General features: G+C 68.9%; 11 protein-coding genes. 4 read left to right on the forward strand and 7 right to left on the reverse strand.

All coding sequences use genetic code 11. The features are described 5' to 3' along the window. Window positions 1-89 precede the first annotated feature (89 nt). The gene (locus tag FFI87_RS30895) at window positions 90-875 is read left to right on the forward strand and encodes a substrate-binding domain-containing protein (RefSeq protein WP_138850352.1); all 786 of its coding nucleotides are present in this window, start codon (window positions 90-92) and stop codon (window positions 873-875) included. An 84-nt stretch (window positions 876-959) separates the two neighbouring features. On the opposite strand, the gene FFI87_RS30900 is transcribed toward FFI87_RS30895, so the two are convergent. From FFI87_RS30900 to FFI87_RS30930, 7 genes are all read right to left on the reverse strand, one after another. Beyond that, entirely contained in the window at window positions 960-2,918 is a 1,959-nt protein-coding gene (locus tag FFI87_RS30900; protein ID WP_138850353.1) for a phosphatase PAP2 family protein, read from the reverse strand. A 238-nt stretch (window positions 2,919-3,156) separates the two neighbouring features. Further along, a complete protein-coding gene (locus FFI87_RS30905; protein WP_138850354.1) occupies window positions 3,157-4,677 on the reverse strand; it encodes a GGDEF domain-containing protein in 1,521 nt (506 codons plus the stop codon). Window positions 4,678-4,894: 217 nt separating this feature from the next. After that, window positions 4,895-6,367 carry an NAD-dependent succinate-semialdehyde dehydrogenase gene (locus FFI87_RS30910; RefSeq protein ID WP_012372387.1) on the reverse strand — a complete coding sequence of 491 codons (1,473 nt, stop codon included), beginning with the start codon at window positions 6,365-6,367 and terminating at the stop codon, window positions 4,895-4,897. A gap of 110 nt (window positions 6,368-6,477) precedes the next feature. Then, complete coding sequence (locus FFI87_RS30915) at window positions 6,478-6,969, reverse strand: Lrp/AsnC family transcriptional regulator (RefSeq protein ID WP_006749694.1); 492 nt, start codon at window positions 6,967-6,969, stop codon at window positions 6,478-6,480. An 86-nt stretch (window positions 6,970-7,055) separates the two neighbouring features. Beyond that, window positions 7,056-8,456 carry an aspartate aminotransferase family protein gene (locus FFI87_RS30920; protein ID WP_012372388.1) on the reverse strand — a complete coding sequence of 467 codons (1,401 nt, stop codon included), beginning with the start codon at window positions 8,454-8,456 and terminating at the stop codon, window positions 7,056-7,058. Window positions 8,457-8,617: 161 nt separating this feature from the next. Further along, window positions 8,618-9,544 carry a 2-hydroxyacid dehydrogenase gene (locus FFI87_RS30925; protein ID WP_012372390.1) on the reverse strand — a complete coding sequence of 309 codons (927 nt, stop codon included), beginning with the start codon at window positions 9,542-9,544 and terminating at the stop codon, window positions 8,618-8,620. A gap of 12 nt (window positions 9,545-9,556) precedes the next feature. Then, a complete protein-coding gene (locus FFI87_RS30930) occupies window positions 9,557-10,417 on the reverse strand; it encodes a GNAT family N-acetyltransferase (protein WP_012372391.1) in 861 nt (286 codons plus the stop codon). A gap of 482 nt (window positions 10,418-10,899) precedes the next feature. Here FFI87_RS30930 and FFI87_RS30935 point away from each other — a divergent pair, with 482 nt between their 5' ends. The 3 genes from FFI87_RS30935 (at window position 10,900) to FFI87_RS30950 (ending at window position 15,556) form a co-directional block, all read left to right on the forward strand. Further along, window positions 10,900-11,568, forward strand: coding sequence for a haloacid dehalogenase type II (locus FFI87_RS30935; protein WP_006749698.1), 669 nt, complete (start codon window positions 10,900-10,902; stop codon window positions 11,566-11,568). Between the two features lie 172 nt (window positions 11,569-11,740). After that, window positions 11,741-13,279, forward strand: a complete 1,539-nt coding sequence (locus FFI87_RS30940) for a methyl-accepting chemotaxis protein (protein WP_138850355.1) — start codon at window positions 11,741-11,743, stop codon at window positions 13,277-13,279. Between the two features lie 693 nt (window positions 13,280-13,972). Then, entirely contained in the window at window positions 13,973-15,556 is a 1,584-nt protein-coding gene (locus FFI87_RS30950) for an ABC transporter substrate-binding protein (RefSeq protein ID WP_012372393.1), read from the forward strand. The last annotated feature ends 6 nt before the right edge of the window (window positions 15,557-15,562 follow it).

Raw genomic sequence — 15,562 nt, forward strand, 5'->3', positions numbered from 1 at the left:
AAAGCACGCGCGCGGCACCGTGCCGGCGCTCCATCGCTTGCCGAGCCGCGCGGCGAACGCCGCGTTCAAGTCAACCACAAGGAGCACGCATGAAGGACCGGACAAACTGGCGGGCAGCGCTCGCCGCCGCCGCATGGATCGCACTCGGCGCCGGGCCGGCGGCCGCGCACGCGGACGACATCCACGTGCTGGCGACGGGCGCGTTGCACGGCGCGTTCGACCGACTGGCGCCCGCGTTCGAGCAATCGTCCGGGCACCGTCTGAAGATTGAATGGGGGCCGTCGTACGGCACGTCGCCGGAGGCCCTGCCGATGCGCGTGCGCAATGGCGAAGCCGTCGACATCTGCTTCATGATCAAGCCCGCGTTGGAGCGGGAAGTCGACGCCGGCAGGTTCGATCGGGGGACGCTCGAAGACATCGCGGCGACCGGCATCGGCGTCGCGGTGCGCCACGGCGTGGCCGTGCCCGACGTCGGCACGGTCGACGCGTTGCGCCGCGCGCTGTTGAGCGCGCGTTCGGTCGCGTTCTCCGAAGGTGCGAGCGGGACCTATATCGTCGGCGTGCTGTTCGAGAAACTCGGGATTGCCGAGCAGATGAAATCGAAGAGCGTGCTCGTGCGCGGCAAGGAGCTGGTCGGCACGGCGCTCGCGCGCGGCGACGCGGAACTCGGCCTGCAGCAGATCAGCGAATTGAAGGTGACGCCCGGCATCGATTTCGCCGGCCCGTTGCCGGCCGACGTTCAGAAGACGAGCGTGATTGCGTCCGCCATCGCCGTGGACGCACGGGCCGCCGACGCGTCACGCGCGTTCGTGGCCTTTCTGAAGACCGCGCCGGCCGCCGCGATCCTGCAACGCAGCGGCCTCGATCCACGGTGACGCGAATGCCTGCACGGTGCGCCGCGACGACGCGATCAACGCGTTGAAAGCGATCAAAGCGACGTCGCACGCCCCGTGCAACGATCACGACGCGGACAACCTCACCGACACGCCCGTCGCCGTATAAACCGGCGTCGCCTTGAACCCGTCTACCGTGACCGTCGAAAACTTCGCCGCGCCCGCAGCGCCGTCGATCAGCGCGATCGTGTCGCCGGCCTTCGGCGCATAGCCGTTCACGAACTTCACGTGCAGCGTACCGCCCGCGACGGTCAATTGCCCGCCCACGCGCAGCAGGCCGCCGCCGTTGCCGTCGATGTCGAGTTCGAGCGTCGCGTTGTCGAGCTGCGTATAGCGCGTCGCGATCGTGACGGGCACGCTCGCCGCGATCCGGACGCTGCCACCGGCACCGACGTACACGTCGCCATTGCCGAACGCCGACGCGGAGGCCGCGGCGAGCGTGCCGCCATTGACCTGAGTGCCTCCCGCATAGCGGTTGTTGCCCGCCAGCGTCAGCGTGCCGGTGCCTTGCAGCGTCAGCTTGCCGGCGCCGGCGATGTCGTTGCGCCACTGGTCGGCCGCGTTGAGTCCGCCCTGCGATGCGTCCATCGACACGATCACGTTGCCATTGAACGCGCCGTAGCCGTCGCCTGCGGCGAACAGGTTCAGGCGGCCCCAGCCTTCCGCGTCGTCCATCACCGGGTAGCCGGACTGCAGCTCGGTCGTCTTCAGCACGACGCGGCGCTGGTCGGCGCTCAGGTACGGGAAGCGCGTCTGCAGCAGGATTTCCGCGCCCTTCGGCACGACGGGCGGTGCGTCGGTCGACTCGATCGCGCCGAAGCCGAACGTCATGCGGCGCGCGAAGGCCGCCTTGTTCGCCGTGTAATCGGCGAACCGGTCGTTGGCCGGCGTGCCCGAGTGCGCGAACGCGGCGAACGTCGTGCCGGTCGTCCCCGTGAGCTGCTGCAGCGCCTGGTGGGCCTGGTTGTACGCGGCCTGCGCATCGCTTGCATACGCACTCAGGTTCGCCGCGCTGACAGCCAGCGCGAGCATGCGGCCGCCGATCACGTCGAGTGGCGAGTGCATGCCGGCGAGGATCCGGTTCTCGCCCAGTTCGAGGCCGCGGCTCACCATCTCCTGGAATCGCTCCGGCACGAGCCACGCCATCGTCATCGCATCGCGCATCGCTTCGGCCTCGTGGCCGCTGATGAAGCCGCCGTCGGTCGCGGGCGTCGTGCTTTCCGCCGGCACGAGCGTCGGCGCGACGACGACGCTCGAACTCCAGCGATACGGCCGCGCGTACTTGTAGAAGCGCTTCGACGGTTCGGTCGACGCGTTGGTGCCCATTTCGTTGAGCAGGTCGACGACCTTGCCGAAGCTCGCGTTCGTGCTGCTGCCGACGCCGACGTTGTTGCCCGCGTCGTTGTACAGCACCGTTGTCGCGTCGGCGGGCACGCTGGTGATGCTGGTGGTCTGCTGCGCGGCCGTGCGCCACGCGCTGGTGAGCGGGCCCATGCCGTCGGTCACGCTATAGCCCTTGCCGCGCCGGTCGTCGAAGTAGGCGGCGTCGGCCTGCTGTTGCGTGCGCGCGGTCGTTGCGTTGACCACGTACTGCACATTCGCCGCCAGCACCGTGTCGTTCAGGATCGTGCCGCACGGCGTGCCGCTGCCTGGCAGGCCCGAGCAGGTCGACGGCGAGATCGCCGGAAACGCGCCGTTGGCCGGCGCGCTCACGCCCGCATCGACCAGCATCGTCGACGGCTGCCACAGGTAGAGGAAGCGGCTCACCACGCGCACGGCCGCGTTGGTCGACAGCGTGGCATAGCGCGCGTCGCCGCGCTGGTTGGTCGCGATGTTGTCGACGAAGGCCGGCACGCTCGGCACGGGGGCGCTGTCGACGAAGCCCGGGTCCGCCGGCGGCGCGGGAACGGCCGCGATGGTCGGGTTCGTCGACGCGACGTCGTCACCGCCGCCGCAGGCGACCAGAACGAACGCACTCGACAGCGCTGCGACGTGCAGCGGGAAACGGCTCCGTGATACCAACATGCAAGACTCCATCCTGAGGGTCGAAGATGGCGGATTGTCGTGGGCGATCGTGACGTGGCGGTTAAGGATTTGTTGCGGCGCGTGGTCGACGCGCACGAATTCTCACTATTTGGTGAATTCGTGATGCTGACCATGCCGGACGGAGCGATCCGGTCGTCGGCGAAGCCACGATAGTGGACGGCGACGCGCAAGCCGCGCAAGCGTGCGCGGTCGAATCAGGAGACCGGAACCGCAGCGCTCACGCCGGTTGCGCGAGCGATTCCACGTCGGCGACGCACACGCGGTTTCTGCCCTGGCGCTTGGCCGCATAGAGGGCGAGGTCGGCCTGATGCGTGAGCGCATGCACGGACGGCGGCCGCGCGCGATGGCCGGTCGCGCAGCCGATGCTGACCGTGAAGGCCGGCATCGTCGCGTCGAACCCGTCGAGCCGGTTGCGCTCCACGGCGCCGCGAATCGCCTCGGCGACCTGCTGCGCACCGCGCTCGTCCGTGTCGGGCAACACCGCGACGAATTCCTCGCCGCCGTAACGTGCGGCGAGGTCGCCGCGCCGTCGCGTATGCGCGCGGATGCATTCGGCGAGAAAGCGCAGCGCGGTGTCGCCTTGCGCATGGCCGTAGCGGTCGTTGTACTGCTTGAAGTGATCGGCATCGATGAACAGCACCGACAGGCTGCCGTCGCTGCCGCGCTGCAGCCGTTCCCATTCGTCGGCGAGCGCGGCATCGAGTGCGCGACGGTTGTGCAGGCCCGTCAGCGGATCGGTGCGCGTGAGGTCCGTGAGCAGCGTCTGCTTGCGCAGGTTGTCGCGCAGCGCGAAGGCGAGCAGCCACACCACCGCGCAGAACAGCGCGCCAATGACGCACGCCGACACGCCCGCCGTCCACGTCAGGCGCGTGATGCCGGCCAGCACGTCGCGCTCGGCCGGCGCGACCACGGCGATCAGCGGCGTGCCGGGTACCCGCTGATATGTGTACAGCCGCAAGGTCCCGTCGATGCTCGAGCGCGCGGCATAGAAGCCCGCTTCGCGGCTCACCATCCGCTCGAACGACTTCGACCGGCGCACGCGCACCATCTGGTGATCGGTCAACGGCGGATTGCGCGCGAGGATCGTGCCGTCCGCGCGCAGGATCGCGCTGACGCCGTGCGGGCCGACGTTCAACCGCGACAGCAGCTGATCGAAGTAGGCGAGATCGACGGCGACCACCGCGATCCCGTCGAATGCATGATCCGGCCGTTCGATGCGCCGCGACAGCGCGATCGATTCGGTGCCGCCGCGCGAACGCGCGCGGTACGCCTCGGACACGTAGAGGCCGACGTTGTCCGAATCGCGATGGACCTTGAAGTAGTCGCGATCGCTGAAGTCCCAGTTGTGTGTCGGGCCGCAACAACCGTCGATCAGCCGCCCGTAGCGGTCCGTCACGCCCATGCCGGTCACGTATTGCGCGGCCGTGCGCTCGAACAGCACGTCGTGACGCAAGCCGGCCTTCAGGCGCACGATCGCGGGGTTGCCGAGATCGGCGGCGAGCGACACGAGCGCGTTGTTGGACGTTTCGACGGTGCGCGCGATCTCGCTGACGAGGACAGCCGCGACATTGCGCGACGTCTCGTGCGCATGTTCGACGACTTCGCTGCGCGCGGCCCACAGCGTCACCGCGCTGATGCCGAGCGCCGCGACCGACATCAGCGTGCCGAGCACACCGACGATCAGGTGGTGGCGGCCGGCCCAGTCGGCAATTTTCTCGATCGAAGAGGATGCAGGCATGGCTCGCGCTCGTACGGGAAGCGGGCTGCGACGGCAGCGGCGCTGGTCAAATCCGGGTTAACGGCAGGTGCGCCCGGAAATCGAGGCCGGCATGCGAGGCGATGACTGCGCGCAGGCACCGCAAACGTGTGCGAGCGGGGCGCGCCGGCAGCGGCGCGCCGTGCAACGACTGCGTGACGATTGCATAACCGCCGCGGATGACGGCGGTGGCGCGGCTTCAGTCCAGCCCGCCCTGACACAGGTACTTGATCGACAGGTAATCGTCGAGGCCGTAGCGCGAGCCTTCGCGGCCGTAGCCCGATTCCTTCACGCCGCCGAACGGCGCGGCCTCGCTCGCGAGCGCGCCTTCGTTGATGCCGACGAGGCCCGTTTCGAGCCGTGCCGACACGCGCGCGATGCGGCGCACGTCCTGCGTATAGAAATACGCGGCGAGCCCGAACGGCGTGTCGTTCGCGGCGTCGACGGCTTCGTCTTCCGTGTCGAACCGGAACAGCGCGGCGATCGGCCCGAAGGTTTCCTCGCAGGTCAGCTGCATGTCGGCGGTGGCGTCGCCGAGCACCGTCGGCGCGTAGTAGTTCGGCCCGAGTTCGGGCAGGCGCTTGCCGCCCGTAAGCACGCGTGCACCGCGTTCGATCGCGTCCCCGACGTGGCGCGCGATCTTGTCGACCGCGCGTGCGTTGATCATCGGGCCGATCTGCGCGGCAGGGTCGGTCGCGGGCGCGACCTTCAGCGCCGCGACACGGGCGGTGAGCTTGGCGGCGAACGCATCGTAGACGCCGGTCTGCACGTACACGCGGTTCGGCGACACGCAGGTTTGCCCGCCGTTGCGGAACTTGGCGGCCATCAGCCCGTCGACCGCCGCGTCGAGTTCGGCATCGTCGAACACGATGAACGGCGCATTGCCGCCGAGTTCCAGCGACAGCTTCTTCAGCGTCGCCGCCGATTCGCGTGCGAGCAGCTTGCCGACGGGCGTCGATCCGGTGAACGTGATCTTGCGCACGCGGCCATCGGCGAGCCAGTCGGCCACCGCGTCGACGCCGCGTTCACGCGACGCGGCGATCATGTTCAGCACGCCGGGCGGCACGCCGGCTTCCTGCGCGAGGAACGCGAGCGCGAGCGCGGTGAGCGGCGTGTCCTCGGCCGGCTTCGCGACGACCGTGCAGCCGGCCGCGAGCGCGGGCGCGATCTTGCGCGCGATCATCGCGAGCGGGAAATTCCACGGCGTGATCGCGGCGACGATGCCGATCGGCTCCTTGACCGCACTCAGCCGCTTGCCGCGCTGCTGCTGCGGAATCAGGTCGCCGTAGGTGCGCGTCGCTTCCTCGGCGAACCACTGCACGTACGACGCGCCGTATGCGACTTCGCCGCGCGCTTCGGCGAGCGGCTTGCCCTGTTCGCGCGACATCAGCTTCGCGAGATCGTCGGTATGCGCGACGATCGCCGCGTGCCACGCACGCAGGATCGTGGCGCGGTCGCGAGCGGGCGTCGCGCGCCAGGCGGGCAGCGCGCGTGCTGCCGCGTCGGTCGCGGCGCGCGCGTCGGCGGCGTCGCTGTCGGGGGCGTGGGCCACGGTGTCGAGCGTGGCCGGATCGGTGACGTCGAAGCGACGGCCGTCGCGCGCGTCGCGCCACGCGCCGTCGATCAGGTTGGCGGTGCGAACGAGTTCGGGTCGGGAGAGCGTAAGCGGCATGACAGGTCCTTGTGTGAAGCGATTCGGCGACGGCGGCTGCGGTGCGGGTGCGCGACTACCCCGCGCGGACAGCGAACTGCCGCGCTCATGGGTGCCGCACGCTGCGGTAGTCAGTGACGTTCGCCGAACAGCGATTCGAGCGGGTAGTGCCGTTTGACGAACGGCGACTTGATGATCACGTAGCTGAAATACTTCTCGATGCCGATGTTCTGCTCGAGCAGCCCTTCGACGATCGTCTGGTAATGGCTCACGCTGCGCGTGATGAACTTCAGCAGATAGTCGTAGCCGCCGCTCGCGAGATGGCACTCGACGATCTCGTCGACGTTGCGGATCGCCGCGACGAAGCGGTCGAAGTCCTCGCGGCGGTGGTCGGCCAGCGTGACCTCGGTAAACACGACCTGCACGTCGCCGAGCTTCTCGAGCTGGATGTGCGCGCCGTAGCCGCCGATGTAGCCGGCCTTCTCGAGCCGCTTCACGCGGATCAGGCAGGGACTGGGCGACAGCCCGACCGCATCGGCCAGTTCGACGTTGGTCATGCGGCCGCGCTTCTGCAACTGGGAGAGGATGCGCAGGTCGATGCGATCCAGCTTGCTGTCCGTCATGTTCACGTGAGAGCGGAAAAATGGAATGTCCGGTTACTTTAGAGTCGAACGATGGCCGCCACAAGCCCGGCTTTCCCTCGGCCAGCTCAGGCCGGCTGCGCGTGCGCGGCGTCCAGCGCGCGCTGCACGCCCGGGTCGGCCAGCACGTCGTCGAGCGTCTTGCGCACGCGTTCGAACAGCAGGTCGAACTCGCCCGCCGTGAAGCTCAGCGCCGGCGCGAAACCGAGCACGCCGTCGCCGAATGCGCGAAACACCACGCCGTTCGCGTACGCGGCCGCCGCGATCCGGTCGGGCACGTTCAGCGCCGGGTCGAAGCGCGTCTTGCGCGCCTTGTCGGACACCAGTTCGAGCGCGCCGAGCAGGCCGACCGAGCGCGCGTCGCCGACGAGCGGATGCGCGCGCAGCGCATCGAGCCCCGCCGCGAAGCGCGGCGCCATCGCCTGGCCGTTCGCGAGCAGCCCGCCTTCGTGATAGAGCTTGAGCACCTCGAGGCCGATCGCCGCGCTGACCGGGTGCGCGGAATACGTATGCCCGTGACCGACCACGGCCGACTCCGCGCGGCTGCCCGCGAGGCCTTCGTAGATTTCGTCGGACATCAGCACCGCGCCCATCGGCGCATAGCCGGCGGTCAAGCCCTTCGCGACGGTCATCAGGTCCGGATCGACCTGCTCGGCCTCGCACGCGAACAGCGGGCCCGTGCGGCCGAAGCCGGTGATCACCTCGTCGGCGACGAACAGGATGCCGAGGCGCCGGCAGGCGTCGCGCATCGCCTTCAGCCAGCCGGCCGGCGGCACGATCACGCCGCCGGAGCCCTGCACGGGCTCGCAGAAGAACGCGGCGACATTGTCCGCGCCGAGTTCCGCGACCTTCGCTTCGAGCGCGGCGACCGACGCGGCGATCAGCGCCTGCGGATCGTCGCCGAGCGGGTGGCGATACGGGTAGGGCGACGGAATATGGTGCTGGTCCGCGCGCGGCAGGTCGAAATGGCGGTGGAACGCGGGCAGCGCGGTGAGCCCCGCGCCGATCGACGACGAACCGTGATAGCCGCGCTCGAGCGCGATCATCTGCTTCTTCGACGGGCGGCCGGTCGCGTTGAAATAGTGCGTGATGAAGCGCACCGCGGAATCGACCGCATCCGAGCCGCCGAGCGTGAAGTACACGCGGTTCAGCGACGGCGGCGCGAGCGCCGCGAGCCGTTCGGCGAGCTCGATCGCGGGCTGCGAGCCGAAATGGAAATAGCCGGTCGCGTAGGGCAGCTTCGTCATCTGCTCGGCGGCGGCCTTCACGATGCTGTCGCGGCCGTAGCCGACGTTCACGCACCACAGGCCCGAGAACGCATCGAGCAATGTATGGCCGTCGGCGTCGCGCAGGAACACGCCGTTAGCGGATTCGAGCACGGTGACGCCGCGCGCCTCGTGCGCGCGATAGTTGACGACGGGGTGGATCAGGTGTTGACGATCGGCTTCGATCAGCGCGGCTTGGTTCATGGCAGGGCGGGACTCTCGTCGGGTGTCAGCGGTGAGTCCATGCTACCGGGCGAGAAATCCGCACGCGTCTTCAATTTGTCGCCCGAAACGTATGGTCGCGGCGTTTGCACGGGGCGCTGCGGCATTTTCTGCTGCGCGCCCCGCCGGGCCGGGCGAGCGCGTCAGTAGCCGCGCGCGCGATCGACGATGCCGATCATCGGCTGGCCCGCGCGATGGCGCGCGAGGTTCTCGAGCACCGCGTCGACCGCGGTGTCGGGCCGCGTCGCGCTCGCGATGTGCGGCGTGATGCGAATGCGCGGATGCGTCCAGAACGGGTGGCCGGCCGGCAGCGGTTCGGGCTCCGTCACGTCGAGGATCGCGCTGTCGAGCCGGCCGCTGTCGAGCGCGGCGAGCAGCGCGGCCGCATCGAGCTGCGGGCCGCGCCCGACCTGCACGAGCGATGCGCCGGCCGGCAGCGCGTCGAACACGCGAGCGCCAAGCAGGCCGCGCGTGCTGTCGGTGAGCGGCAGCAGGCAGATCAGGATGTCGGTGCGGGCCAGGAACGCGTCGAGCGCTGCGTCGCCCGCGTAGCAGTCGATGCCGTCGAGCGTGCGCGGCGTGCGGCTCCAGCCCGCGCACGGGAAACCGAAGCGCCGCAGCGTGTCGAGCACGGCCTGGCCGAGCGTGCCGAGCCCGAGCACGCCGACGCGCCGCGACGCGGCCGCGCGCACCGGCTTCTCGCACCATGTCTGGACGCGCTGTTGCGCCGCGTAGTCGAACAGGTCGCGGTGGATCGTCAGCACGGCCTGCGTCACGTATTCGACCATCCCTTCGACGATGCCCGGCTCGATCATCCGCACGACCGGAATGTGTGCGGGCACGCGCGACAGGTCGAACTGATCGATGCCGGCGCCGACCGAGAACACGACCTCGAGGTTGGGCAGCAGCGCGACCGGATCATCCGGCGGTTGCCACGCGGCGAGGTAGCGCACGTCGTGCGGATCGCCGAGATCCGGCCAGATCCGGAATGGGAGCTCGGGCGCGCGTTGCGCGAAGCGTTGTGCCCATTGCGCGCCGCGCACCGGGTCGGCTTTGTACAGGAAGCTCATCGTGCGCGTCGCTCAGCCGAGCGCCTGGTTGACGATCGCGAACGCGCGCAGCGCCGGATCGCGCGCGGGCGCCGCACCGCGCGCCATCGCGACGACGGTATCGACACGCGGCAGGCCGAGCCCCTGCAGCCAGTCGGACAGCCCGCTGTCGCCCGGCACGTCGAGGCGCACGAACATGCCTTCGTGCAGCGCGAGCCAGTGGCTGATCAGCGCCTGCGCGCGCAGCGCGTCCGGCGCGATCACCGGGCCGATCACATGGCCGCGGCCGAAGCGCCGGAACAGCGCGAAGCCGAGCAGTTCGCCATCGCGATCGAGCGCGATCCCGTTCGCGACGTCGAGCAGCGCATCGACTACCGCGCCGCGCTCGTAGCCTGCGGCGCGCGACGCGAGCGCCGCGAGGCGCGGCCCGTCGTTCGTGCCGAGCGGGCGCAGGCGCTCGCCCGGCGGCAGCGAGATCAGCGGCGGCTGGAACGCGGCGCCCTGGTGCTGGTCGATCGTGGCGATCGCTTCGAAGCCGAACTTCACATAGAGCGGTTCGCCGGACGGCGTCGCATGCAGGAATATCGTGCGCGCGCCGAGACTGTCGACGACGCGTGCGAGCAGTTCGCGGCCGATGCCGCGGCCCTGGCGCTCGGGCGACACGATCACCATGCCGAGCGACGCGTGTGAGTCGTCGAAGCGCCAGCCGAGCGCGGTGCCGACGACGCCGGATTCGTCCTCGGCGACGAAGCCGCCGCCGAGCTGGAGCGCGAAGCGCCAGTCGTCGAGGCGGTGCGGCCACTTGACCGCTTCCGACAGGCGGTGCGCGGCGGGCAGGTCGGTGTCGACGAACGGGCGATAGGTAAGCGTGCGGGAAGGATTGAGGTCGGCCACGCCGGACTCCGGATGGGTAGAAATGACCTATCGACTCTGCCAGCGACCCACGGGCGCGGATAGGACGATTCGCCTGTTTTCCGGCGTCGGCGGGCGGCCGCGCGAGATCGATGCAAACCGGCTCGATCGGCGCGGACGAACGCGCGCGTCGTGCCGGCCGGGCCCGTCAATCCGACAGCTTGTGCTGCATGAACGCCGGTACGATGGGAGCACCGTGGTGGCGCGGCGGCGGTTGCCGCGCCGCACCGCGCGGCGGCCGTGCCGGGCATGCGCGTGGCGGTGTCGCGAGACCCGTCGGCCCGCCGGCGTGCACCGCACGGGCGCGCACCGCAGATCGTGCCGTGCAGGGCGCGCAACACGCGGCGATCGTGCGTTTCGGGCGGCATTGAACGACGTGCGACGGATTTTTTGCCCTGATTCAATTTTGTACAACCCAGCCCATCCCCGGCCCTGCCGGGGCTTCACACCGACAGGACCTGACCATGATCCAGTTTGAACCGAAGTACATCACCTTCGACTGCTACGGCACGCTGACCCATTTCCGGATGGCCGAGACGGCGCGCGAAATCTATGCGGATCGGTTGTCGCCGGCCACGATGGAGGCCTTCGTGCGCGCGTTCGCCGCCTATCGGCTCGACGAGGTGCTCGGCGCGTGGAAGCCGTACCGCGACGTCGTCGTCAACGCGGTCCGCCGCACGTGCGCACGGGTCGGCGTGAAGTTCGACGAAGCCGAGGCCGAGCTTTTCTATCATGCGGTGCCGACGTGGGGCCCGCACCCGGACGTGCCGGCCGGGCTGTCGCGGCTGGCGTCGAAGTACAAGCTCGTGATCCTGTCGAACGCGATGGACGACCAGATCATGAGCAACGTCGACAAGCTCGGCGCGCCGTTCCATGCGGTGTTCACCGCGCAGCAGGCGCAGTCGTACAAGCCGCGGATGCAGGGCTTCGAATACATGTTCGACAAGCTCGGCTGCAAGCCTGAGGACGTGCTGCACGTGTCGTCGAGCCTGCGCTACGACCTGATGACGGCCGAGGATCTCGGGATCAAGCACAAGGCGTTCGTGAACCGCGGCCACGAGCCGGGCACGCCGTTCTACAACTATTACGAAGTGTCGGACATCGGCCAGCTGGCGACGCAGCTCGGGCTGTAAGCCGGCTGCGCCGGCCGATTCATCGAGCGCCGGGACGCGGCCGTGATGCCGTCGCGTCCCGGCGCGTTCGGTCAGCGCACGAAACGAGGGTAATTACCGATATCGAGTCGTTCAAGGCGGGGCCGCCCGGGCCGATATATGTACCGAACGGTTAATATTTCGAGGCCCCCGCATGAAGTTGTCCACCAAACTGCTGATGCTCGTCGCCGCGGCGTTGCTCGGCGTCGTCCTGCTCGCCGCGTTGTCGCTGCACACGCTGCGCGACGCGCTGATCGACAGCCGCCGCGAAGAGATCGTCATTCTGCTGACCAAGGCCGAGCACCTGGTCGATTCGTATCGCGCGATGCAGACGAGCGGCACGCTCACGCAGGAACAGGCGCAGCAGCAGGCCAAGGCCGCGCTGGCGGCGCTCAACGCGAATTCGAAGAGCTACTTCTGGGTCACGACGTCCGACGGCGTCAACCTCGTGCACCCGAACGCGAAGTTCATCGGCACGCGCGCGAAAGGCAACCGCACGACCAGCGGCATGACCGACAGCGACGCGTACCGCGCGGGGATGGCGCACGCGCATTTCGCGCTCGTCGACGTGCTGATCAAGCGCAGCCCCGACGCGGACCTGGAGCCGAAGCTGCAGGGCGTGGTCGCGATTCCGGACTGGAACTGGTGGATCGGCACGGGATTTTTCTACGACGACATCAACGCGGCGTTTGCCCGGCTCGCGATGGTGCTGGGCGCCGTCGCGCTCGTCATCGCCGCGGCGCTCGCGGCCATCGCATGGGGCGTGCTGCGCAGCGTCAGGCGCACGCTGGGCGGCGAGCCCGCGCATGCGACGCAGATCGCCGCCCGCATCGCCGCCGGCGAACTGGACGTGCAGTTCGATACGGCGCACGCCGCGCCCGGCAGCCTGCTCGTCGCGCTGGGCGACATGAAGGCGCGGCTGACCGACACCATCGCCGAGATCCAGACCACGACCCACTCGATCGCCACCGGCACCGGCGAGATCGCGCAAGGCAACCTGGATCTGTCGCAGCGCACGGAGCAGCAGGCCGCGTCGCTGCAGGAAACGGCCGCAAGCATGGAGCAGATCACGTCCACGGTCAAACAGAACGCCGACAACGCGCGCCAGGCGAATGCGCTCGTGGCCCAGGCGAAGGATGCGACGGAACTCGGCGGCGCCGCCGTGCAGGCGGTCGTCGAAACGATGCGGCAGATTTCGGATGGATCGGTGCGGATCGCCGACATTACCGTCGTCATCGAAAGCATCGCCTTCCAGACCAACATTCTCGCGCTCAACGCCGCGGTGGAAGCCGCGCGGGCCGGCGAGGAGGGGCGCGGGTTCGCCGTCGTTGCGTCGGAAGTCCGCTCGCTCGCGCAACGCAGCGCCGCGGCCGCGAAGGACATCAAGGGATTGATCGACGCGTCGGTCGAGCGGGCCGGCAGCGGCAGCCGGCTCGTCGAGACGGCCGGCGAGCGCATGACGGAGATCGTCCGGTCGATCGACCGGGTGGCCGACATCATGGGCGAGATTTCCGCGGCATCGGCCGAGCAAAGTACCGGCATCGAACAGATCGGGCTGGCGGTCGCGCAAATGGACGAAGTCACCCAGCAGAACGCCGCGCTCGTCGAGCAGGCGGCTGCGGCCGCTTCGTCGCTGGACGAGCAGGCGGCGCGCCTGCGGGCCGCCGTATCGGTATTCCGGCTCGCTGCGTGACGGCTTCGCGCCGTCCGCTCGCGGCCGGCGTATCACGCTGCCTCCTGGGCGTCGCGCCGGCGCCCGCCCGGCGTGCGCGGCGACATGCCGGTGACGCACGCGTCGCCGCACGCGGGCGCGTCGCCTGACGGCTGCACGCGCCCGGTTTCCGGGCAGTCCCGCCTTCTTCCCGTCTTCCCGCCAAGCCGTTCCGATCGAGCGGCATTCTTCTGAACTTTCCTGCGCGACGTCCCGTCGCGATCCCCACCGTCGACGCCCGTGCATGCGGCGATCTGCCGCAACGTGCCGCTCGTTTCGGCCGTCGTGGGCAGGCGCGCACGCATTCGACACAAACGTGCGGTTTGCGTGAGCCAAACGCGCGCCGGATGCCGAACGGGCAATTTTGTCGGCGCAATCTGCGGCGGCCGCGGCCTTACGATTTCCTGCATCGACACGGGTTCGGCAACCACCGCGACACGCCGCCGGGCCAACGGCGACACGTGCGTGCACGCAGCAATTCATGCTGCGCGGGCCGCTCAAAACGGTCGATTCGTATCGTGCGGGCCGCCCGAATCGCGACAAACCGCATTTTGGCGATGCTTAAATGAATTGCATGTGTACGACGTTGCGCCCGCCACCAGCAAGCGGGCGCGGCGGGATTCGAGAACCACGCTGGACCCAGGACCCCACTTTCCACAGTCAGGAGCAGTTCGGATGAGCGACGATATCGACAACGGCGGCAAGGGCGGCTTCACGCGCCGCGACATGATGAAGGTCATGGCGGCGAGCGGCATGATGGCCGCCGGCGCCGGCGGACTGCTGATGACCCCCGGCTCTGCATTCGCCGCGCCCGCGCCGAAGCGCGGCGGCAAGATCCGGGTCGCGAACGAAGCCGGCTCGACGGCCGATACGCTCGACCCGGCCAAGGGCTCGACGGGCGCGGACTACACGCGCTTCTTCATGTTCTACAGCGGCCTCACGCAGCTCGATGCGAGCCTGACGCCGCAGATGAACCTCGCCGAGTCGCTGCAGACGACCGATGCGAAGACGTGGATCATCAAGCTGCGCAAGGGCGTCACGTTCCACGACGGCAAGCCGGTCGGCCCGGCCGACGTGGTGTTTTCGCTGATGCGCCACAAGAACGCGGCCACCGCGTCGAAGGTCAAGACGCTTGCCGAACAGTTCGTGGACGCGAAGGCGAGCGGCCCGGACGAAGTCACGCTCACGCTCGCCAGCGCGAACGCGGACCTGCCGGTGATCCTCGCGACGCCGCAATTGGTGATCGTCAAGGACGGCACGACCGACTTCTCGACCGGCATCGGCTGCGGCCCGTACAAGCTGAAGTCGTTCAAGCCGGGCGTGTCGACCGTCGGCGTGCGCAACGACAGCTACTTCAAGCCGGGCAGGCCGTATCTCGACGAGATCGAGCTGATCGGCATCAGCGACAGCGCAGCGCGCCTGAACGCGCTGCTGTCGGGCGACGTGCACCTGATCAACGCGATCGATCCGCGCTCGACGCAGCGGGTCTCGTCGACGCCGGGCTACGCGCTGAAGGAAACCAAGTCGGGCCTCTATACCGATCTGATCATGCGCAGCGACAACCCGATCGTCTCGAGTCCCGATTTCGTCGAAGGGATGAAGTACCTGTTCGATCGCGAGCAGCTCCGCACGGCGGTGTTCCGCGGCTACTCGGTGATCGGCAACGACCAGCCGATTCCGCCGGGGCACCGCTACTTCAACGCGTCGCTGCCGCAGCGGGCGCACGATCCGGACAAGGCCAAGTTCCTGTTCAAGAAGGCGGGCGCGCTCGGCGCCACGTTGCCGCCGGTCTATGCGACGTCCGACGCGAACGGGTCGATCGAAATGGCCGTGCTGCTGCAGCAGGCCGGCCAGAAGATCGGGCTGAACCTGCAGGTCAACCGCGCGTCGCCCGACGGCTACTGGTCGAACCACTGGATGAAGCACCCGCTCACCTTCGGCAACATCAACCCGCGCTCGAGCGCCGACGTGCTGTTCACGCAGTTCTTCAAGTCGGATGCGCCGTGGAACGAGTCGGGCTGGAAGAACGCGAAGTTCGACCAGCTGCTGCTCGCCGCGCGTTCGGAAACCGACGACGCGAAGCGCAAGCAGATGTACGGCGACATGCAGGTGATTGTCGCGCAGCAGGGCCGGGTCGGCATTCCGGCGTTCATCAGCTTCCTCGACGGTTACGACAAGCGGCTCGCGGGCCTCGGCTCGATCCCCACCGGGCCGATGATGGGCTTCACGTTCGCCGAGAACGTGTGGTGGAACGCATGACGTTGT

It is taken from the genome of Burkholderia sp. KBS0801 (assembly GCF_005937855.2).
Taxonomy (GTDB): domain Bacteria; phylum Pseudomonadota; class Gammaproteobacteria; order Burkholderiales; family Burkholderiaceae; genus Burkholderia; species Burkholderia ambifaria.